The organism is Shewanella algicola, assembly GCF_014648035.1.
GTDB classification, from domain to species: Bacteria; Pseudomonadota; Gammaproteobacteria; order Enterobacterales; family Shewanellaceae; genus Shewanella; species Shewanella algicola.
Genome location: NZ_BMQI01000058.1, coordinates 1 through 20,982 on the forward strand (window position 1 = coordinate 1; position 20,982 = coordinate 20,982).

The following is a 20,982-nucleotide window of genomic DNA, read 5'->3' on the forward strand; positions in this document are numbered from 1 at the left end:
CGAAGACAGAATTGTGAAGTATATTAACTAAATTGCAGTTACACAGAATCTGTTACACCCTCTTGAAGTTGCTAGCTCAATAGCTAAACACCATAACCTAGCACGGCCACAAGTTCTGAAACGTGCAGGTGGTTATCGCTACTGTATTAAGCTACCTTTACTAGAAATTATAGATTGGGCACGACCACAAAATGGTGTACCTCACTTGTTCATTCAAGTTGCCCCATATGCAGAGAATAGGCCTTTCATCAGGCTCAGTTTCAATGGGTTTCCACTGAAACGAGAACACTTCTTCATAGCAAGGCTATGGCTTGAGCATATAGTTCCTGATTATGAACTTCTTGCTAGCGATAAAATGAAAGTCACAGCTGTTGATATCGCCCATGATCTAGCGATCGCGATAATTGAACTAGGTTTTAACCTTGCAAAATCGCAAGTATCTTTCATTGCTTTTGCCAAAGATGGCGGTATTGGAGGTTACTATTTAGGAAAAAAGAAGGCTGGATGTCAATTAACTGCTTATGATCGCACTGCGAATTGTAAGGCGAAAAAACTAAAGACAAAAGGTGAAGATGAAACTCGTATTGAAGCTAAAATAATACCTAACTGTATGTTAAACGAGTTATCAGATCTCTTAAGTCCGTGTGCTTATCTGAATCGCATCGAAGTGTATGATTTAAATGCTTTGAAGTCGTTAAGTCATTTGCATCCACATACAATTATGGTTATCAGTGCATATGGACTAAAACCTGCATTACAGAGCCTCCCTAAAGATGAACGCCGCAAGATGAAGCGCTATATCGAAAAATGCAAACTATATCCGCTGAACAGTGAAGCCGTCAAAGTAGCGGTCAACAAAGAATTGTGGAATGTTAAGGGATTAATGATGGAACATTCAAATAAAACCTCAAAGCAATGTAAGCCATATAAATTGAGAGTTAAGTTTAAAGAACTGTACGGTATGCTTACTGAAAATGTAAATAAATAAAACCATCAAACATCAAAGGGGAGCTAAGTTGCTCCCCTTTTTATTGTTCTGAACCGTGTCTAAAACAGCGGCTGAAATTTAGTCTGAAAAGTGATATTATTAACGTGTTTCTAGTATCACTTTTCCCTTCTAGCTCAACCCTCTAAATACAATTCAACTAATACACTTACTGGAGTTTTCAATGACTACAGCGACCCCGTTCGCGCTGTATTTGAGCCGTCTGTCTATTAATAGTCAGCGCTCTATCAGCTCACAGATGCGCAGTATTGCGCGATTAATGCAATGGCAAGAAGACTGCCTCAACGACAAGCTATGCCAGATTGACTATCAACAAGCACTACAGGTACGTGCGGTGATGACACATGCTAAATGGTCTGCTCGTTCGATTAACCGCGCCATGATTGCAATAAAGAATATCGTGAAAGTGGCGGCCTTAATGAATAAAGCGGAGTTATCGCAAGTTGCTAACTTGGAGACAATTAATCAGGTCAAGCATGGACAACATCAAGGTACACCGTTAAGCACTGAACAAGTAACGGCTGTACTTACCTATTTTAAAGATAAGAAAGGTGCATTCGCTGCGCGTAATCTCGCGATATTTAGCCTGTTCTTAGGCACTGGACTTCGCCGCAGCGAGCTATCAGCACTCATGTTTCATGACTATGATGCAAACCTCCACTCTTTGACCGTAGTTGCGGGTAAAGGCAATAAAAGTCGTACCTTGTTCTTACCTCAATGGGTAGAACAAAACCTCATTTTATGGCTCAAGCTGCGCGGTAAACAACAAGGCTATTTGCTGTGTAAATCCACACTAACAGGTAAATTAAGACTGGCCGAACCAACAAGTCCAACGTCTTTATATCGATTAGTTAAAGATACCCTCTATGAACTTGGTGTAGACAACGTATCGCCTCACGATTTACGCCGTACCTTTATTACCCGCTTGCTTGAGCAAAATGTCGATATCAATACGGTTAGGCAAATGGCGGGACATGCTGATATCAGTACGACCACGATTTACGATAAACGTGACCATGAGTTTATGAAACAAGCTGCCGCAACGCTTGATTACACCCCTCCAGAGAAACACCTTAAACGGGGGCGTGGAAGCCAATGATAAAGGTGAAGCCCAACAATAAAAAGTCGAATCACTGTTATTATCTGGCGACTCAAATTGCTGAGGATTTATTACTTTCAGCAGCAGATTACCGCTTCGAATACGTGCCCTCTTATGTCATTAGCTCACTGGTCGGAATAAAGCTGCAATATGGCATTAACTATGACATAGACAGCACGCTTGCACTGTTTCCGATTAGAGATAGCCACCCTGCTATGACAGAAACCGTTAAGCACAATGCCTTGTTATTGTGTGACTTGTTTAAGCTTAAACATGCCATGCAGCCTGTTATGGTGCTTATCATTGTGATGAATGCCAATCCGGGTTTAAAGGAGTTACTAAACCTATTAGCAGACTACGATGCCGATATTCTGATTCAGGCAATGGAACAAGATACAGGATTAGACTGTGATGCCATTCTTACGCAGCTCCAACCGCTAGTCGTTAATCGCTTTATTGAAGATGCCTTATTTCATTTACCACATGTATTAAGCATCCCAGAGCCATTTCGGGTGTTACTGGTGAGTGAAAAAATAACCAGCCGAGAAGCCTTTCTTGCACCGATATTGAAACGCAGTCCAGTAGCAAGGTTCACACTGAAACAGTTCGAGCATGTGAATGCTGATTTAGTGTCTCGTTATCTGAAGGCCGCCAGTAAACAGCAACTCACAGGGGTTAATATTCTTCTCTATGGCGCTGCGGGCACTGGAAAAACAGAACTATCACGAACGTTGGCTAAAACGTTACGCCGCAATTTAATCGAAGTACAAAGCGTACAGTTTGAAGATGGCAAATTGACAGGAGAGTTTCTCAGCAAAGAACCAGCTAGCTTGCGGCTAACCTATCTTAACTTGATGCAAGGCTTACTTGATGGGTCAGATGAAAGCCTGTTATTAATTGATGAATGTGAAAGTGTGTTTAAGCATGCCGATGAGCATTACTCAAAAGAAGGCTTAATGCGCTTACTTGAAACAAACCCCGTACCTGCTATTTGGATAACCAATCATATATCCATGCTTGAGCCCAGTTTTATACGCCGCTTTAAACTGGTAATGGAAATACCTGTACCTGATGAAGCGTTTAGCTTTGCCATGAGTAAAAACATACTCAAAGCATTAAAAGTATCGGATGAATTTAGACTGATACTGGCAAGTAAATCCAATGCCGCACCAGCGTATATAGCGAATGCGGCTCATGTTGCCAACACATTAACGTTGACAGGAGATCAAGCTGAAGAGGTGGTGCTAGATGTCATTGAAGCGACCCTTGATGCTTGCGGTGAAGAGTCACCACCACCTAAATACGAAGGCCAACTGATGTTCGACCCAAGCTGTTTAAACCTTAACGCAATTGACGGACATGATGCGCAAGCCTTAATTGAGGATATTGACAGTGCTATCGCCAATGGTTTGCCTGTCAGGGTATTACTTAACGGCCCCCCAGGCACAGGTAAAACAGGTTGGGTACATCACTTAGCTGAAACGCATGGTATAGAAGTGATGCACATCAAGTGCTCTGACGTTCTAAGCAAGTATGTCGGTGAGAGTGAGCAGAACATTGCAACGCTGTTTCGTGAAGCGCACAGAACAAAGAAGCTGATGCTCTTTGATGAAGTAGATAGTTTACTGAGCAAACGTGAAAGCGCTCAAGCGCAGCATGAAGTCCAGCTTATCAACGAACTACTGTCTCAGCTTGAATGCAATACTCAACCTGTCTTCGCTGCAACCAATGCACTGACTGCTATTGATAGCGCTGTGATGCGCCGTTTTGACTTTAAGCTGACTTGCGACTATCTCACTGAAACGCAACGTCACACGCTCTATCGTCAAGTATTGGGTATCACTAAATTAACCAATGCCGAGAAAGACCAACTTCAAGTGTTACAACAATTAACGCCCGGCGATTTCGCCATTTTATCAAGACGCATGTTATTTCAACCTAACCATAATCACAGAAGTACGGCTATCCCGCTACTCACAGAAGAAAACAACCGTAAACAAACACCACGCCACATCGGCTTTATCCGCTAAACCCACCTATCTAAGGAATATAAAATGACAACATTATTGAGTTCTCTCAAGGTTATCGCTCGCCCTGAAATTGCCATCAAGCCACCTATTATCAGTAAGCGATTACGTTTAATAGAAAAGCTGGAACAACAATTAGACATGGCTGAATGCATGGTTCAGGGCAAAGAGTTTGAAGCCTACCGTGAAAAAATGGTCAAAGACCCTGAAACAGGAGAGCGTAAGAAGGTACGCCGACGTTATAACGTTCGCTCTTGGTATTACGATAATGAACAGCACTACTACTTTGAAGTCCGTATTAGCGGCAAACCTATCGAGTTAGTGAAAGATAAACCTGCTATCGATGTGGGTGATAAAGCCAAACTGCCAGACACCATCAAAATCGTTATTGATGCTGTTGAAAAAGGTGAACTAGATGAGTTTCTACTTGCCCCGCCCTCCAAGTTTCCCAGTAAGAAGATGAAAGCTAAAGAGGCCACTAAGCCTGATATTGCAGCAAAACCCAATACGAAATAACAATGTTTGAGGGGGCTTCCCCCTCGATTTAACTTGTTTTAGTCAGAGGCAAACTCATGGCAATTATTCGCGAAATAAACGTTAAGTATCAGTTTAGAGAAACCAACTGCGAACAAGCGGAAAAGACACTCACCTGCCCAGATGAAACCGCAAAGATATTCGACTACCTCAAATATGAAACAAAGGAAGTCTTTATTGTCGCCAACCTTACTAATCAACGAGCCATCAATTGCATAGAAGTTGTGGCGACTGGATGCATTAACAGCGTGAGTATGCGGCCATCGGAAGTACTTCGAACCGCCGTCATATTGAATATGCCGGGGATTATCCTTGTTCATAACCATCCTTCAGGCGACCCAACACCAAGCACAAGTGACCTCAACTTTACCAATATGGTCATTGAATGCGCCAAGGTACTCAATATTGAAGTTGTAGACCATGTGATTATTGGCCTAAACCGCTTTACCAGCTTACGCCAAACACACCCCGACCTATTCTAAAACCTATGAGATAAACAATGAATACCATTAACAAGGAACTGGCTTTGCCTGTTTCCGATAGCTTACTGCTGCCACTAGAAAAGTTAATTAGTAACACCCCTCATGATGCTTTAACCATTAACTTCCGTGATCCCAATTACAGCGCAGAACATGGCGGTTTTCATCCCGTTGAAATGAGACTAGAAAGAAAAGCTGAACAGTGGACGTTGTGTTACATCACTGAATTCTGTTTCGTTGGTCAGGGAAGCGGTTATTCGGAGTTGGTTAAAGAGTTGGATTTTGACTTCAGCTTTGGTGTATTTCAAAGCATTAACGGTGAGATTTTGATTGAGGCTGCGAAGGAGTTCTATCCGATTTGGGAGCAAAACTTCGTGTGCTATTGGTTAGATCTAGAAATGTTTGAAGTCAGTATTTCAACCGATTAACGAATCGACCTTTTTGTGGAAGTAAACTTGTCTATTTACCGACTAAAGGATGAAAATGCTTGCTAACGTATTAAAGTGATGAACCTACAACTGTTATCATTGAATTATAAGCATAAAAAAAGCCCTGTTCAATTAAGAACAGGGCTTTAAATAATGGTACCTGAGGTCGGACTCGAACCGACACGCCGCGAAGCAGGGGATTTTGAATCCCCCATGTATACCAATTTCATCACTCAGGCAAAGGCTTTCAAGCTACATTTAGCTTTGCAAAGAAATCTAAAACACCAAATATCTTTGCAAAACCAAACCAATTTCATCTTACTTTAATTATGTAATTTTAGCCTGTTTATAACCAATATTCGTTGGGAGGCATAAAATCTTATAATTCAAAAACTTTGCAAATCTTTGCAAGGATTTTGCATGTTAATTATTTAGCATTAACGTTTTACTTCAACAACTTACTTATACCAAGCTAGTACACACTGTGATTTTTGAATCCGTCGTGTATACCAATTTCACCACACCGGCAGAGATTTAAAACTGTATTGAGTTTTGCAAAGTAATCTAATTAACTAAAATATCTTTGCAAAGCAATAATACATACTCAATTTATATTGTCACAATTAAGTGTGGGCGATTATACCTTTGCTCGTGACAATGGCAAGCCCTTTAACGATTCTTTTCTATAAAAATCACCTGATTGCTCAAAAGTCATTCGCATCCCCTTAATCCATGTTCTAAGCGCTTTTTTGTGAGCTGTTTAGCAGATTTAACCTTTCGATAACACCTTAAGCGACAGTATTGATCAAGATCACCGTTAAGGTGGCAATTTCACTTTATGATGACCTTGATTTCACATTTCGGAGGGTAAGAATCATGGCATTTTGGTTAGATTTAATGTTTGGTAACCCAATTGGTTTACTTTCAATGATTGTAATTTTCAGTACGTTGGGAATTATTTCTTATCTGACGTGGATGTTTATTGTGAAGTCTGCACCGGTTAAGTGAGTCTCTTAACCGGTTAAGTTATTTTACTGCATTATTCAATACTTCCTTGCGAATGATACAATTAGGGGGCTTTATAGCCCCCATTTTTTAGTTCACATTTTAACGTTACGCTGCATGCTTTCGTGCTTGAACAAGCCCATTAATAAATTGCGGTCTGGTTTTAATCAAGTAACTCATTTCTTCAGCACTTGGCTCTCCTGCCGGTAAACGCAACACATCGCGATTTAAATAAACACGTGCCTGCATCGAAATCTTATAATCCGCTGTCGGCCCTTGAATCGCGTAATGGCGTTCATTACCTAGCACCTCTAAAATATTCGTATCGACTAGGTTTTTCACTGCTAACTCATTTTTTGGCAGAGTCAAAATAGTTTGCCCTTGTAAAAAGAACTCTCGCAGCAAAGCGCGTTCTGCAGGGTCTAATAATTTAACTTTTGCTTCAATGGTTTCGACTGTGCGTTTTTGGCGTAAATTGACTATGGCTTCGTCAACAATAAAAGCAAAAATCTGACTTAAAAAATAAGCCACACCAATAATCAGTCCTAAGCCAATAAATTGTCCATAGGCTGTGACAAGGTGATCTAAAGATAAACTTGCCAGAATATTTTTGGGAGCAAACAACAAACTCGCACAAGTGACCACACCCCATGCCATTACACTGACCAACACTCGTTTTCCGTTCAGTAAATTCACCATACCTATATTCATTTTCGTCATAGCTCGCTCACAGTGTCAGATTTTTGAACCTAACCCCAACAAAGCAAATATAGTGCCAATAGAGTATAAATAACCTGAATTAGGGATAATAAAACAATGACTAAGAAAAGTTAGCAATAGAATGGCCGTAATAATCATGCTTTTCATCTTACGGCCAATAAAGGTAAATAGTAGGTGGCACTCAATATTTTATGCTTCGTCTTTGCTGACATACTGAACCACATTGCTCAGACTTAAATAGCCAATAGCGTAAACATATTGAGTATTTATAAGACCAGGCGCTTTGACAAAAATATTCGCGTTAGCGTGCTTATTTTGCCGCCAATTTAGTGAGTACTCGACTCACCGCAACAAAAGCAAAGGTGCCCGTCACCATGGTAATAGCACCAAAACCAGAAGCGCAATCCATCCGCATACTGCCTTCCGCCGTTGCTTTGGTATTGCACACACTCCCGTCTGCTAGTGGGTAAACTAAGTGTTGGCTTGAAAATACCGCATCAACAGCAAAGCGACGTTGGACATTTTTACTAAAGTTATACTCTTTACGCAGTATGTTGCGCACTTTAGCCAATAAAGGATCTTGGACGGTTTTAGCCAGGTCAGTAACCTGAATTAACGTTGGGTCAGTTTGCCCACCCGCGCCGCCAATGGTCACCAGCGGGATTTTATTGCGCTTACACCAGGCGATTAAACCTGCTTTTTGTTTAACCGCATCAATACAGTCAACGACATAGTCAATCGTGCCGCCTTGCGATGCTGGGACAAAATATTGACTTAAATTATCGAGCGTCACAAAATCTTCCACTTCATTAACCACGCATTCAGGGTTAATCTCGTTAATCCGCTTTGCCATCACCTCAACTTTAGACTGGCCAATGGTAGAAGTTAATGCATGAATTTGACGATTGGTATTGGTCACGCAAATATCATCTAAATCAATCAAGGTAATTTGCCCAATACCACTGCGAGCTAATGCTTCGGCAACCCAAGTACCTACACCACCAATCCCGACCACGACCACATGAGCCTTCGAGAAAGTCGTCAGCGCAGCTTGGCCATATAAACGACCAACACCAGCAAAACGATGAGTATAAGATTCAGACAACATGGTTTACGCCTCAATTAACAACTAATTTCGGGTGCGATTCTAGCCGATTTAACCCTAAAGCTAAATGCTTGTTGAAGATAAACGGTTAACGGACTCCAACGCACCATTTTGAGGCGAGCATTATTTGCTCCATGCTGCTGATTTGATTATTTATTAACCTTGATAGACTAAGGTCTAGTGAACTAAGCCATTAATGTGCTCAACAATTAAATTAACATACGCTAAACTACCACCTTACAGCTTTTTTGTAGTGTGCTGGCCTACTTAGCAATAAATAGGAACATCCCCAAAGAGGTATATGTGCACAAAAAATTAACATTTTTTGATAATTCGTTGTTGTTGTCACAGAAAGATTCACAATTTTTTAGGTAGGAGCTATTTATTTGATCTAGCCCACACTATGACAGTGCTAAATCTGTAAAAATCTGCACCAGATTGTTACAGGATAATATCTGCAACGACTTCACTAACTAAAACCATGAAAAATGGAATATAGAACATAACGTTCTAGGGAGCATGAAAGATGAAAAAGACCTTAATCTCTGCATCAGTAGCCTCAGTACTTACACTAGTTTCTTTTGCTACACTTGCTGAAGGCCCAAGTTTCTATGGTCGTTTAGACTTATCAGTTTCAAGTTCTGATGAAGGTACTACGACTCAAAATGGTAAAGAAGGTACAGTATTAGAAAATAACTTTTCTCACCTAGGTGTTAAAGGTAGCGAAAAGGTTGCTGACGGTGTTGAAATTTTATACCAAATGGAATTTCAAGTAGAAAATACAACTCAAGGTGATGATGTATTTAAAGCTCGTAACACTTTCCTTGGTTTAAAAACTAATGCAGGTACAGTGCTTGTAGGCCGTAACGACACAGTATTCAAGCAGTCTGAAGGTAGTATTGATTTATTCGGTAACTCAAATGCCGATATCGACCGTTTACTTGATGACCAAGATCGTAAAGCTGATTTGATTTCTTACTACTCTCCAGTTATTGCTGACTTAGTGACATTAAATGCAACGTATTTAATGGATGACAACTATGAAGGTTCTGATGAAGATCAATATGCATTAAGTGCAACTATTGGTGATAAAAAATTCAAAAAGCAAAACTACTACTTCGCAGCTGCGTACAACACAATTGGCGGAACTGATTCTTACCGTGGTGTTGCACAAGCTAAGTTTGGCGACTTTAAAGTGGGCGGTTTATTCCAAAACACTGAAAGCCAATCTACTGACCAAGAAGGCGATGCTTTCTTCGTTAACGTAGCTTACAACCTAAACGGCGTTAACTTAAAAGCTGAATATGGTCAAGATGATGGTGGTTTTGGTAAGTACTACACAAACAGTGTCGACGCTACAGGTACTGACATCGAAGTAACTCAAATTACTGTTGGTGCTGATTACCGTGTGTCTAAATCAACTTTAGTTTATGGCCACTATGCTATGTACGAAGGTGAGCACACTGTAAACGGTGCAAAAATAGACTTAGAAGATGACAACATCTTCACTATCGGTGCACGTTACGACTTCTAATCAAGTTGATGCACTTTATGGTGTAACACCATAAACTAAAAATGCCAGTCTACTCGACTGGCATTTTTGATTTTGGGCCCCAAAAACTAAGCAATAACTTGATTAAACACTTCAACATGATGTGATTCAACTAATTCAGGCATCACATGATGAAAATAGTGTTCAATGGCTTCTTTAGCGCAATGCTTGTCAAACGCAGCACGGTCGACAAACTTTTCCACAAAGGCGACTTTGTTTTCATCTTCCACACTCACATTTAACTCATAGCGAATACAGCCTAGTTCACGACGAGTATCTGGAATTAAGCTTGCTAATGCTGTGACTAACGCATCACGTTGACCGGGCTTGGCAACAAATTGAGCTACACACACTATTTGTTGAGTATTAATGGCATAATCTGACATTTATCTTCCTTAAAATTTATGAATGAGTAAGCAACATATCAAGGTGTGGTATTCCATCTTCTAAATACACTTCAGAATTAACAACAAAACCAAGCTGTTGATAAAAATGGCGTAAATAATCTTGTGCACCTATTTGAATATGATCATCTGGCCAACGCTGTTTTGCAATGGCTATAGCACGTTGCATTAACTGATTTGCTACGCCCTGCCCTCGCACTGATTTTGCCACAGCAACGCGGCCGATACTGGCTTGTGGGTAACTGATATTGGGCGCTAAAACACGACTGTAAGCCACAACCTCTTGCTGATCATTTAGGCCGAGTAAATGCCTAGTATGGACATGTTTATCTTTACCATCTAGCTCAGGATAAGGGCAGTTTTGCTCAACCACAAATACATCTACCCGCAGTTGCAATAAACTATATAACAGCTCAACATTGAGCTGGTCAAAACCAACATCTAACCATGTTAATGTCATTAAATACCCATTCGTCTAAAGATTTATAGCAAGGGTATCATTCAGCAATGGCAACACAAGTCAATTTATACTGATGCTTATCAACAAATACTTAATGCATTTCATTAGGAGCATCTGCCGTATTTGATGCTGCAGGTTTTCGAATAGATAACACTGCCACAACTGCAATAGATAAAAAGCACGCCATAATGAAAAACACATCATTATAAGCTTGAATATACGCTTGTTGACTCATGTTTTGGGCCAGTAAAGCATAAGCTTGTGTATTAGCACTCACCGCGTCAGAACCGGCACTTTGCAATAACAAAGTGGTGTCATTGATGTATTGGTAGGCTTGCGCGCTCACCGCGGGTAATGTTTCTTTTATGTGTGCAAGGTGTACTCGAGCCAAGTTATCACTTAATGTCGCTACCAAGGCAATACCAAAGGCACCGCCTAAATTTCGCATCACATTCAATACCGTTGAAGCTGACGCATTTTCATGAGCCTTAAGGTGCATGGTCGCCAAAATACCTATCGGCACTAAAATAAATGGTTGCCCCAACGCCCTGACGATTTGTGATGCTATCATTTGATCACCAGCATAGTCGGCGGTCATATGGCTATTCATATAATAACTGATTGAGAATAACGCAAAGCCAAACCCCGCTAAATACCGCGGGTCATAACGCTGCATTAATTTTGGCACTAGCGGCAAAACTAATAATTGCGGAAAGCCCATCCACATAATTACTTCGCCAATTTCAAGCGGGGTATAGTCGTGAATTTGTGACAGGTATAGTGGGATTAAATAAATGGCGCCAAATAGTGCCATACCCAATAAAAAATATGCCACAGTCGACAAGGCAAAATCACGTTGGCCCAGTAACCGAATATTCACTAAAGGTTGGGGTTTACGTAATTGGATCCAAATAAACAAACCGATATTGATCACCGCAATGATTGCGAGATTACGAATAAGGTCAGAGCCAAACCAGTCTTTACGATTCCCCTCTTCGAGCACCACCTCTAAGCAGCCCATTCCTAGCGCCATCGTAATAATGCCAGAGTAATCTGCATCTTTTAGTTTGTCCCAAATAATGGGTTTTCGCTCCAACCCATACGCCAGCATCACCATCACTAATATGCCCGGCGGCACATTAATATAAAACAGATAATGCCAACTAAACTGCTCAGTTAACCAACCACCCAACGTTGGGCCAATAGAGGGGGCAAATGTGGCCGTAACGCCAAACAACGCCATCCCCATGGCACGTTTACTGTCGGGTAAAAATTCGAGAATAAGCCGAAAAGCTAATGGAATGAGCGCACCACCAAAGAAGCCCTGTAATGCGCGAAAGGCAATCATCGACTCGAGGTTCCAAGACATTGAACACAATATTGATGCAACAATAAACGCTGCGGTGGTCCACAGTAAGTAGCGTCTGGTCGATAAACCCGTGCTAAGCCAACCCGACAACGGAATGGCAATCATTTCGGCCACCAAATACGCGGTCGCAATCCAACTGCTTTCTTCTAGCGTTGCCCCTAAACTGCCTTGTATTTCCTTCATTGATGCATTGGTGATTTGAATATCCAAAATCGCCATAAATGCGCCAATAAGTCCACCCATGACCGCAATCCATGAGCGGTAACTGCCACGTTGATACCCAGTCGGTTTATCTTCGGCAACAGCCACTTGAGTGACATCTAACTCTGCCGTTGACTGACTCATATTAACGTCCTGCAGTGACAGTGGTCTTAGCGTTAAAGGTCGCTTTAGCTGTAGCATGTGCTTGTGTTGCACTCTCAGTATCAACCTTAACTACGGCGCTCAACCCAGGTAATATACGCATTGGGGTATTTGCCGCGTACTTATTCTCAATACGGATCCGCACCGGAATACGCTGCACAATCTTAGTAAAATTACCGGTGGCATTTTCAGCTGGCAACAAACTAAATTTAGAGCCTGAAGCAGGCGCTAAGCTGTCAATAAAACCGGTAAATTCTTCATCAGGGTAGGCATCTAATTTAACTTTAACGGCTTGACCAGGTTGCATATGTTCAATTTGAGTCTCTTTAAAATTAGCAGTTATCCATACCTGAGAGTCGGGCACTAAACTAAATAACGCTTGCCCGGGTTGCACATACTGGCCAACTAACGCCCCACGCTTACCTATAATGCCTGAAAATGGCGCAGTAATTTGGGTGTCGGCTAATTGAATATTGGCTAATTCAAGGCTGGCTTGCGCCTGGTCAACGTCAGCTTGAGCTTCTAATAATTGGGCATTAAAAACCGACAATTCACGTTGCTTTGCCACTAATGCCGCTTGCGCTTCATCAACATGCGCCGAAGCTGAATCAAAATTAGCTTGCAGTTGATCAACATCATTTTGCGAACTGTAATTGCTTACTTTTAGTTTTTGCGAGCGCGCTAATTGTTGCTGAGCAATTAACTGATCAGATTGCGATGCCACCACAGCTGCTTTGGCCTGATTAATTAAGGCTTGTTGTAAATCCACTTTCGCCGCCAGCGTCTGTAAATTGGCTTGCGAACTGGCCAGCACTGCCTGACTTTGAGCCACAAGCGCGACAAACTGACTGTCTTCAAGCTGTGCCAGCACCTCACCTTGATTGACGTGCTGATTGTCTATCACCGTCGATTGCACAATATACCCCGGTACTTTGACGCTAATGCTTGAAATATCGGTTTCAACGTATGCGTTATCGGTCGACTCAATAAAGCGCACCTGTAACCACCAATAAACGCCTGCGATAACGAGCGCTAGAATAATACCTGGCACAAAAATAAAACGTTTATTAATAGACATGCTGAGCTCCTAATTTATAGCCTTATATTTTACTACTGTTTCGTGTAATTTATTAGATAGCTAAAACTCAACCCACTGTTCCACAGGTGTAACAATATGGATCTCAATCGTGTTCAAATATTCTCGCAAGTGGTAGAACAAGGCAGTTTTACCGGCGCCGCAAAAGCCCTAGGAATAACCAAAGCGACAGTGAGTCGTAAGGTTGCCGAATTAGAAGCCGATGTGGGTGTGCAGCTATTATTTCGCACTACGCGGGCATTAAAGCTCACCGAAGCGGGATCGAGTTATTACCATCGTATTAATAAAATTTTGCAAGATTTACAAAGCGCAGAAGACTTATTAAGTGCCAGCCAGCAAGACATTAAAGGCAATTTAAAAATCATTTGTCCTATCGAATTGGGGCAATTATTTCTTGGGCGTATTTTCGCGCGCTTTCTTGCTGCTTACCCAAACATCACTATTGATGCTGAATTAACTAACCGTAAAGTCGATGTGATTGAAGAAGGAGTGGATTTTCTGTTCCAAATAACAGAGGTTCTCGACCCTAAGTTACAGAGTTACTCATTGGTTATCGCCAATAGACAACTGATGGCCAGCCCCGACTACCTTAAACGTTACGGCACACCAAAAGTCCCACAAGATTTAATGGACCACACAGCTATAAAATTGCAATCGGCGCACATCAATGGTGGCTGGCGGATATTTGATGGTAAACAATGGGTCGATTTGGATCCGCCCGCGCAACTGAAAGTAAATAACGTCACGTTTGCGCGAGAAGCGGCCATCGAAGGACTCGGCATCACTGCCGTGCCAGTAATCATCGCCCAAGAGGCCATTACGAACCAGCGACTGAGGCCGATTTTAGAAGATTTTCCAATGGCACAAACTAAAGTGACCTTAAGTTTTCCTCAGCGAGTATACATGCCACGTAAGTATATCGTTTTTATCGAGTTCCTTTACGCTGCACTCTTTGAAAATTGGGGCGAAAATGTATTAGAGGTCCCCGACTTTATTGATGTTAAATCACGTTAATAAATCACTGCATTGTGGGCACATCTTTATACTTTTGTAATCTACAATTAGCACTAAATAATCTATATCTATGGTAGATATTTTTGTGCAACTTGGTGCTAGTATCGATTTAACTTAGCCACGACAGGATGCTAATTTCAACGCTCTATTCGCATAAGTTATACTTGATATTGTGATTCAAATAATTGTTTAAAATTTTTACAGAGTGAACCAAGCCCAGCGCATACACGGAGTAAATAACATGAGCAAAGAACGTAATAACGCTAAAGAGTCGAAGAAACAGCCGCAACTGACGTTAAAAGAAAAGCGTGCAGTGAAGCAAGCGAAAAAAGCCCCAGCAACCTCAGTTATTAAAGGTAAATAAAACCGATATCACTTAAGTTATTACCAAGATAAAAAAATACCGAGCAATTTGCTCGGTATTTTGTTGTTAAGCGTTAGGCTAATTAGAATAAGTGTTTAACACCCATTTTAACAGCTAAGCGACTTATTGATGCCATGGATAATTTGGTTGCCGGTTTCGATATCCTGCCATCAGTCAGGCTAATTACGAGCAACAGCTTTTCTCTTTATTGCCTTTTGGGATCATATCCCACAACACTTTCGCCATTAAGATAGCCAACACAATACCTGATACCGCTACCACACCTTGCGGTAATAATGCGTGCTCTTCGCCAATTTGTGGCATCACTTTAAAGCCAAAGGTGTCGACTAAATAATTAACCAACACACCAAAGGCTAAAGATACACCAATGACACCGCCTAAATAACCGTAAAGCGCGCGCTTGCCTAACTCTTTAGTGACCACACCCAATGTCGCGATATTAGTCGCTGGACCTGCCATCATAAATACCAATACTGCACCAGGAGATACACCAGCTAATAACAGTCCAGCCGCAATAGGTGTTGAGGCTGTAGCACAGATATACATAGGAATAGACACAAGCACCATGACTAACATGGCTAAAATGCCGTCGCCCCACTTCACCAAAAAGTCGGCAGGTACGTAAGTCTGCACCAAGGCGGCAAAGAACAGTCCGACCAACAACCACAGGGTAGTGTCTCTCACTAAATCAGTCGCGGCATAATGCAAACCAGATAATACTCGGCTGAATACACTGTTTTGCTTTAGCTCGGTTGCGATGTCTTGAGTTGACGCGCAGCAGCTGGCTTCTTCACTATTTTCAGCATGTTCTGCTTTCACAGATGTTGATGCACAGCAACTGCTTGTTGCGGCGACCTCTGGCTCGGCTTTGCTGCTGCAACAGCTTGATTTCACCTCTTTAGGTGGGGTATCAGCTTTACTCGCACAACAACTGCTTTGTTTTGGCGCTTGTTCAGCACTCAACACGTTGGCTGAGGCCATAGGACTTAATACTGACTCTGCTTTAACGGCGGTCATTTTCACCCCAGCATGCTGCACAGTATCAGCATTGCTGTCGCGGGTATTTGAAGCAGCTTGAGACGGGCTTGATGGACTGGTCTTTTTACTTGCACAGCAAGATGATTCAACTTTAGTCGTTGCACTGCTATCTGATTGAGCCTTAACAGTTGTAGGCACACCATCATCGTCATCGCGCCCCACCAACAGCCCCGCCACAATCGCGCTTGTAATAGCTGCAATGGGACGCACTATGGCCATAAACGGGCCCAGCAACACGTAAGATACGGTAATCGAATCAACACCAGTTTCAGGTGTCGACACTAAAAAAGAAGTCGTCGCGGCTTTTGAAGCGCCAGCACGACGTAAACCCACCGCAGCAGGAATCACACCACACGAGCATAAAGGCAAAGGTGCGCCTAACATTGCGGCTTTAACCACGGTTTTCATTCCGTGCCCACCTAGTTGCTTGTGCATCCATGCCATTGGCACAAATACTTTAAGTAACCCGGCTAACACCAACCCCAATAATAACCACGGGGCGGACTCTAAAAATAAGTGCATAAAATTGGTCAATAACATAATTAATCCTTATGACCTGAATGAGAAAAGTGATGCTGTTCTTTTTTGGCAATAATATGTTGCTCCGATGACTCTAACGCTTCGAGTATCGAGCAATGTTCAGCGCTATCGGGGCCGCCGCAACAGGTGTTCGATAAGCTCTTTAACGACGTCGCAAAATGTTGTAACTCCGCTAACTTAGCTTCAACCTGTTCAAGCTTAGTGTCAACCAAGCCTTTCACTTCTGCACAGGCTCGGTTTGACTTGTCCACTTCAATAGACAATAAATCGGCAATGTCATTAAGCGAAAAACCCACCGCTTTAGCGCGCAAGATAAACTTCAACCTTTCAGAGTCATCTTGATTATATAATCGATAGCCTGAATCTGAGCGACTCGAAGGAGACAACAGCCCATGTTTTTCATAAAACCGTAATGTGTCAGCCTTGATGTCGTACAAGGCAGCAAGCTCGCCTATTCGATACATAATTTAACCTCAACTCAAAAAGTGATTCAGCTAAAAGTCTCTGAAACTATCTTAAGTATAAACCTTAGAGTTTAATCCAAGGTCAAGGGTTAGTTATGGTTTATTTTTGATTATCTTTGTTCTCATTTCAATATTGTGAAATCACACAGAAAAAACACCCAATACATGCGGTTTACGATAAAATACGCCCGCCTGATCATAAGACAGTCATCTAGTCGTGTTATCGCAACATCATGAGGGACTTTGGTAAAACAGACTTGAGACAATTCTGTTTTACGAAAGATCCTTAAAATCAAACTAGTGGACCCTGTACCTACATGAATAATGTCAGACCAATTCGTCGCGCGCTATTAAGCGTATCAGATAAAACTGGAATCCTTGAGTTTGCACAAGCGCTGCATGCACAAGGTGTTGAACTCTTATCAACGGGCGGTACTGCAAAGCTACTTGCAGACAATAATATCCCGGTAATTGAAGTTTCTGACTACACAGGTCACCCAGAAATTATGGATGGTCGTGTTAAAACCTTGCACCCAAAAATTCACGGCGGCATTTTAGCCCGTCGCGGCATTGACGAAGTAGTAATGGAACAAAATGCCATTAACCCTATCGATTTAGTGGCTGTTAACTTATACCCATTTGCTGAAACTGTGGCTAAGCCAGGTTGCACCTTAGCCGACGCTGTTGAGAACATCGACATTGGTGGCCCAACCATGGTGCGCTCAACCGCCAAAAACCACAAAGACACCACGATTGTGGTTAACACAAAAGACTACGGTCGCGTGATTGCTGAGATGCAAGCCAATAATGGCAGCACTACGCTAGAAACACGCTTTGACCTTGCCATTGCGGCCTTTGAGCACACCGCTGCTTACGACGGAATGATCGCCAACTACTTTGGTACTATGGTGCCAGCACACAGTAAAGATGAGTGCCACGACGACTCTACATTCCCACGTACGTTCAATTCGCAATTCATCAAAAAGCAAGATTTACGCTATGGTGAAAACAGCCACCAACAAGCCGCATTTTATGTTGATGCGAAAATTGATGAAGCTTCAGTGGCCAGCGCGATTCAGTTACAAGGCAAAGCATTGTCTTACAACAATATCGCCGACACAGACGCTGCACTTGAATGCGTTAAAGAGTTTGAAGGCCCAGCCTGCGTTATCGTTAAACACGCTAACCCTTGCGGAGTGGCATTAGGCGCTACCTTATTAGAAGCCTATGACCGTGCATTCAAAACAGACCCTACATCAGCGTTTGGTGGCATCATTGCGTTTAACCAGGAGTTAGATGCACAAACGGCCCAGGCCATTGTTGACCGCCAGTTTGTTGAAGTGATTATCGCGCCAACGGTTAGCCAAGAAGCACGTGACATCGTTGCCGCTAAAGTGAATGTGCGTTTACTTGAGTGTGGTGAGTGGGCGAGCAAAACCACTACCCTAGATTACAAACGCGTCAATGGCGGCCTGTTAGTACAAGATCGCGATCAAGGCATGGTTAACTTAGACGACGTTAAAGTGGTGTCTAAACGTCAACCAACTGCTGATGAATTAAAAGACTTAATGTTCTGCTGGAAAGTGGCCAAGTTTGTTAAATCTAACGCCATTGTTTACGCCAAAGATGGCATGACAATCGGTGTCGGCGCAGGTCAAATGAGCCGCGTTTACTCAGCGAAAATTGCTGGCATTAAAGCTGCCGATGAAGGTTTAGTGGTTGAAAACTCAGTGATGGCATCTGACGCTTTCTTCCCATTCCGCGACGGCATCGATGCTGCAGCGGCTGCGGGGATTAGCTGCATCATTCAACCGGGTGGCTCTATTCGCGATGAAGAAATCATCGCCGCGGCAGATGAGCACGGTATGGCCATGGTATTTACTGGCATGCGTCACTTCCGCCACTAAATTCCACTTGAAACAAGCAGCCTTCTTTGGCTGCTTTTTTCGTTTAAAGAATCATATTATTTAGTTTATTAAAAAGGTGAATAAAGATGCAGGTACTTATTATTGGCGGTGGCGGTCGTGAACATGCTTTAGCCTGGAAAGCGGCTCAGTCTGCTCAAGTTACAAAAGTGTTTGTTGCACCTGGTAATGCAGGAACCTCTTTAGAGCCAAAATTACAAAATGTGGCCATTCAAGTTGAAGCCATTGCTGATTTAGTTAAGTTTGCTCAAGACAACAAAATTGAGATAACCATTGTCGGACCTGAAGTGCCATTATCATTAGGCATTGTCGATGCTTTTAATGCTGCTGGTTTGCCTATTTTTGGCCCAACCAAAGGCGCGGCGCAGCTTGAATCGTCAAAAGCGTTCACTAAAGACTTTTTAGCCCGTCACAACATTCCAACGGCTGACTACTCAAACTTCACTGAGATTGCCCCCGCTAAAGCTTACGCGGCTACATTAACCGCTAAAACGGGTTTCCCTGTTGTGATTAAAGCCGACGGTTTAGCTGCTGGTAAAGGCGTGATTATCGCCGCCGATCAAGCCCAGGCCGATGCCGCCATTGATGACATGCTTGCCGGTAATAAGTTTGGTGATGCGGGTTCACGCGTGGTGATTGAAGAATTTTTAAAAGGCGAAGAAGCCAGCTTTATCGTAATGGTAGACGGCAAAAACATTCTTGCCATGGCCACCAGCCAAGACCATAAAGCACGCGACAACGGCGATTACGGCCCTAACACGGGTGGCATGGGTGCATACTCTCCAGCGCCGGTTGTAACGCAAACGGTGCACGACTGGACGATTGCCAATGTTATCCGCCCAACCGTTGATGGCATGGCGGCAGAAGGCAATGTTTACACTGGCTTTTTATATGCTGGCCTAATGATTGCGCCAGATGGTAGCGCTAAAGTGCTTGAATACAACTGCCGCTTTGGCGACCCAGAAACCCAACCGATTATGATGCGTTTACAGTCTGACATTGTTGAGCTTTGCCTGGCAGCCACTCGTGGTGAGTTAGACAAAGTCACCGCAGAGTTCGACTCTCGTGCAGCAGTCGGTGTGGTGATGGCCGCAGGCGGTTATCCAGATGCCTACCATAAAGGCGATGTGATTGACGGCTTAACGCTTGGCGATGTAAACGGCAAAGTATTCCATGCCGGCACCGAGATGAAAGACGGCCACGTTGTGACTAACGGAGGCCGTGTATTATGCGCTACCGCATTAGGTAACACGGTAACCGAAGCCCAACAAGCCGCTTACGATTTAGTAGATGCCATCCATTGGGATGACGTTTATTTCCGTACCGATATTGCTTACCGCGCCATTGCGCGTGAGCAAGGTAAAGCGTAAGCCATTCGCTTATTTTTTTATCGTAAAATACTCCCTTCGATGGCATCATCGTAGGGAGTGTTTATTTATACGACCATCAAATCTCTTTAATGCCATGTGAACCCAATAAACACTAACCCCCTCTTGCATTATGATCATAACGTCCCAGCCAAGACTGACCTGCAAGCTTAATATTTCAATTAACGCCAAAGGTTAAACATCATTCACCTTGTTCATAAACACCACTTTATATGATCTAGATCACAAAAATAGTACAATATGAGGTGCACCCTAATATAAAACGAATTGGATAGTGTTTATCAATCTGATTGCTGAACATTACCAAGCCTTATAAATCATTTTGGGAGGACACAATGTCATACTCTATCAAAGACCTTATCTACAAAGGGGAAAAATCAGGCGTGCATGGTTGGAATACATTAGAAGGTGCCACTTTTTATTGGCATCCAGATTGGTTACATATTGCCGAAGATGTGACAGGCCACAGTGCGATGATTGACACTCCCCCTGCGAAAGGTAAAACCAACAAAGCAGATGCTGAAAGCGCCATAGTTAACCACCTCAATCACCCCAAGTAACTACTCATATCGCGCACTCAT

General features: G+C 42.6%; 21 protein-coding genes and 1 tRNA gene. 13 read left to right on the forward strand and 9 right to left on the reverse strand.

Features of this window, described 5'->3' with window-relative positions; all coding sequences use genetic code 11:
* Positions 1 to 205 precede the first annotated feature (205 nt).
* The 6 genes from IEY42_RS18760 (at position 206) to IEY42_RS18785 (ending at position 5,573) form a co-directional block, all read left to right on the forward strand.
* On the forward strand, positions 206 to 988 hold the full coding sequence (locus IEY42_RS18760) for a hypothetical protein (protein WP_188926816.1): 783 nt from the start codon (positions 206 to 208) through the stop codon (positions 986 to 988).
* A gap of 181 nt (positions 989 to 1,169) precedes the next feature.
* Positions 1,170 to 2,105, forward strand: a complete 936-nt coding sequence (locus tag IEY42_RS18765) for a tyrosine-type recombinase/integrase (RefSeq protein ID WP_188926817.1) — start codon at positions 1,170 to 1,172, stop codon at positions 2,103 to 2,105.
* Positions 2,102 to 4,135: an AAA family ATPase gene (locus tag IEY42_RS18770; RefSeq protein WP_188926818.1), complete on the forward strand. Its 2,034-nt coding sequence runs from the start codon at positions 2,102 to 2,104 to the stop codon at positions 4,133 to 4,135. Before IEY42_RS18765 ends, IEY42_RS18770 begins: the two co-directional genes overlap by 4 nt.
* A 24-nt stretch (positions 4,136 to 4,159) precedes the next feature.
* Positions 4,160 to 4,648, forward strand: coding sequence for a DUF6641 family protein (locus IEY42_RS18775; RefSeq protein ID WP_188926819.1), 489 nt, complete (start codon positions 4,160 to 4,162; stop codon positions 4,646 to 4,648).
* A 56-nt stretch (positions 4,649 to 4,704) separates the two neighbouring features.
* Positions 4,705 to 5,148 carry a JAB domain-containing protein gene (locus IEY42_RS18780; RefSeq protein ID WP_102036977.1) on the forward strand — a complete coding sequence of 148 codons (444 nt, stop codon included), beginning with the start codon at positions 4,705 to 4,707 and terminating at the stop codon, positions 5,146 to 5,148.
* A 17-nt stretch (positions 5,149 to 5,165) separates the two neighbouring features.
* Entirely contained in the window at positions 5,166 to 5,573 is a 408-nt protein-coding gene (locus tag IEY42_RS18785; RefSeq protein ID WP_188926820.1) for a DUF2787 family protein, read from the forward strand.
* A 154-nt stretch (positions 5,574 to 5,727) separates the two neighbouring features.
* Here IEY42_RS18785 and IEY42_RS18790 read toward each other — a convergent pair.
* Positions 5,728 to 5,812: transfer RNA gene (locus IEY42_RS18790), tRNA-Leu, on the reverse strand.
* 637 nt (positions 5,813 to 6,449) lie between these two features.
* Between IEY42_RS18790 and IEY42_RS18795 the strand changes: the two genes are divergently transcribed.
* Positions 6,450 to 6,581: a DUF3149 domain-containing protein gene (locus IEY42_RS18795; RefSeq protein ID WP_188926821.1), complete on the forward strand. Its 132-nt coding sequence runs from the start codon at positions 6,450 to 6,452 to the stop codon at positions 6,579 to 6,581.
* Between the two features lie 105 nt (positions 6,582 to 6,686).
* On the opposite strand, the gene IEY42_RS18800 is transcribed toward IEY42_RS18795, so the two are convergent.
* Complete coding sequence (locus tag IEY42_RS18800) at positions 6,687 to 7,298, reverse strand: superinfection exclusion B family protein (protein WP_188926822.1); 612 nt, start codon at positions 7,296 to 7,298, stop codon at positions 6,687 to 6,689.
* Between the two features lie 310 nt (positions 7,299 to 7,608).
* On the reverse strand, positions 7,609 to 8,406 hold the full coding sequence (tcdA, locus tag IEY42_RS18805; RefSeq protein ID WP_373292890.1) for a tRNA cyclic N6-threonylcarbamoyladenosine(37) synthase TcdA: 798 nt from the start codon (positions 8,404 to 8,406) through the stop codon (positions 7,609 to 7,611).
* A gap of 523 nt (positions 8,407 to 8,929) precedes the next feature.
* Here tcdA and IEY42_RS18810 point away from each other — a divergent pair.
* A complete protein-coding gene (locus IEY42_RS18810) occupies positions 8,930 to 9,937 on the forward strand; it encodes a porin (RefSeq protein WP_188926823.1) in 1,008 nt (335 codons plus the stop codon).
* A gap of 86 nt (positions 9,938 to 10,023) precedes the next feature.
* On the opposite strand, the gene IEY42_RS18815 is transcribed toward IEY42_RS18810, so the two are convergent.
* From IEY42_RS18815 to IEY42_RS18830, 4 genes are all read right to left on the reverse strand, one after another.
* The gene (locus IEY42_RS18815; RefSeq protein ID WP_188926824.1) at positions 10,024 to 10,341 is read right to left on the reverse strand and encodes a putative quinol monooxygenase; all 318 of its coding nucleotides are present in this window, start codon (positions 10,339 to 10,341) and stop codon (positions 10,024 to 10,026) included.
* A 16-nt stretch (positions 10,342 to 10,357) separates the two neighbouring features.
* Positions 10,358 to 10,819, reverse strand: a complete 462-nt coding sequence (locus tag IEY42_RS18820) for a GNAT family N-acetyltransferase (protein WP_188926825.1) — start codon at positions 10,817 to 10,819, stop codon at positions 10,358 to 10,360.
* 91 nt (positions 10,820 to 10,910) lie between these two features.
* Positions 10,911 to 12,533: a DHA2 family efflux MFS transporter permease subunit gene (locus IEY42_RS18825; protein WP_188926826.1), complete on the reverse strand. Its 1,623-nt coding sequence runs from the start codon at positions 12,531 to 12,533 to the stop codon at positions 10,911 to 10,913.
* Between the two features lies 1 nt (position 12,534).
* A complete protein-coding gene (locus IEY42_RS18830; protein WP_188926827.1) occupies positions 12,535 to 13,629 on the reverse strand; it encodes an HlyD family secretion protein in 1,095 nt (364 codons plus the stop codon).
* Positions 13,630 to 13,725: 96 nt separating this feature from the next.
* Here IEY42_RS18830 and IEY42_RS18835 point away from each other — a divergent pair, with 96 nt between their 5' ends.
* Together IEY42_RS18835 and IEY42_RS22620 are read left to right on the forward strand one after the other, a co-directional pair.
* A complete protein-coding gene (locus tag IEY42_RS18835) occupies positions 13,726 to 14,661 on the forward strand; it encodes a LysR family transcriptional regulator (RefSeq protein WP_188926828.1) in 936 nt (311 codons plus the stop codon).
* A gap of 241 nt (positions 14,662 to 14,902) precedes the next feature.
* Positions 14,903 to 15,025 carry a hypothetical protein gene (locus IEY42_RS22620; RefSeq protein ID WP_261731830.1) on the forward strand — a complete coding sequence of 41 codons (123 nt, stop codon included), beginning with the start codon at positions 14,903 to 14,905 and terminating at the stop codon, positions 15,023 to 15,025.
* Between the two features lie 183 nt (positions 15,026 to 15,208).
* Here IEY42_RS22620 and IEY42_RS18840 read toward each other — a convergent pair whose 3' ends face one another.
* Positions 15,209 to 16,624 (reverse strand): SO_0444 family Cu/Zn efflux transporter, encoded by a 1,416-nt coding sequence (locus tag IEY42_RS18840; RefSeq protein ID WP_188926829.1) that lies wholly within the window; start codon positions 16,622 to 16,624, stop codon positions 15,209 to 15,211.
* Between the two features lie 2 nt (positions 16,625 to 16,626).
* The gene (gene zntR / locus IEY42_RS18845) at positions 16,627 to 17,088 is read right to left on the reverse strand and encodes a Zn(2+)-responsive transcriptional regulator (protein WP_188926830.1); all 462 of its coding nucleotides are present in this window, start codon (positions 17,086 to 17,088) and stop codon (positions 16,627 to 16,629) included.
* Between the two features lie 317 nt (positions 17,089 to 17,405).
* Between zntR and purH the strand changes: the two genes are divergently transcribed.
* The 3 genes from purH (at position 17,406) to IEY42_RS18860 (ending at position 20,961) form a co-directional block, all read left to right on the forward strand.
* Positions 17,406 to 18,995 carry a bifunctional phosphoribosylaminoimidazolecarboxamide formyltransferase/IMP cyclohydrolase gene (gene purH, locus IEY42_RS18850; protein WP_188926831.1) on the forward strand — a complete coding sequence of 530 codons (1,590 nt, stop codon included), beginning with the start codon at positions 17,406 to 17,408 and terminating at the stop codon, positions 18,993 to 18,995.
* Between the two features lie 86 nt (positions 18,996 to 19,081).
* On the forward strand, positions 19,082 to 20,383 hold the full coding sequence (purD, locus tag IEY42_RS18855) for a phosphoribosylamine--glycine ligase (protein ID WP_188926832.1): 1,302 nt from the start codon (positions 19,082 to 19,084) through the stop codon (positions 20,381 to 20,383).
* 353 nt (positions 20,384 to 20,736) lie between these two features.
* A complete protein-coding gene (locus IEY42_RS18860; protein ID WP_188926833.1) occupies positions 20,737 to 20,961 on the forward strand; it encodes a hypothetical protein in 225 nt (74 codons plus the stop codon).
* Positions 20,962 to 20,982: the final 21 nt, after the last annotated feature.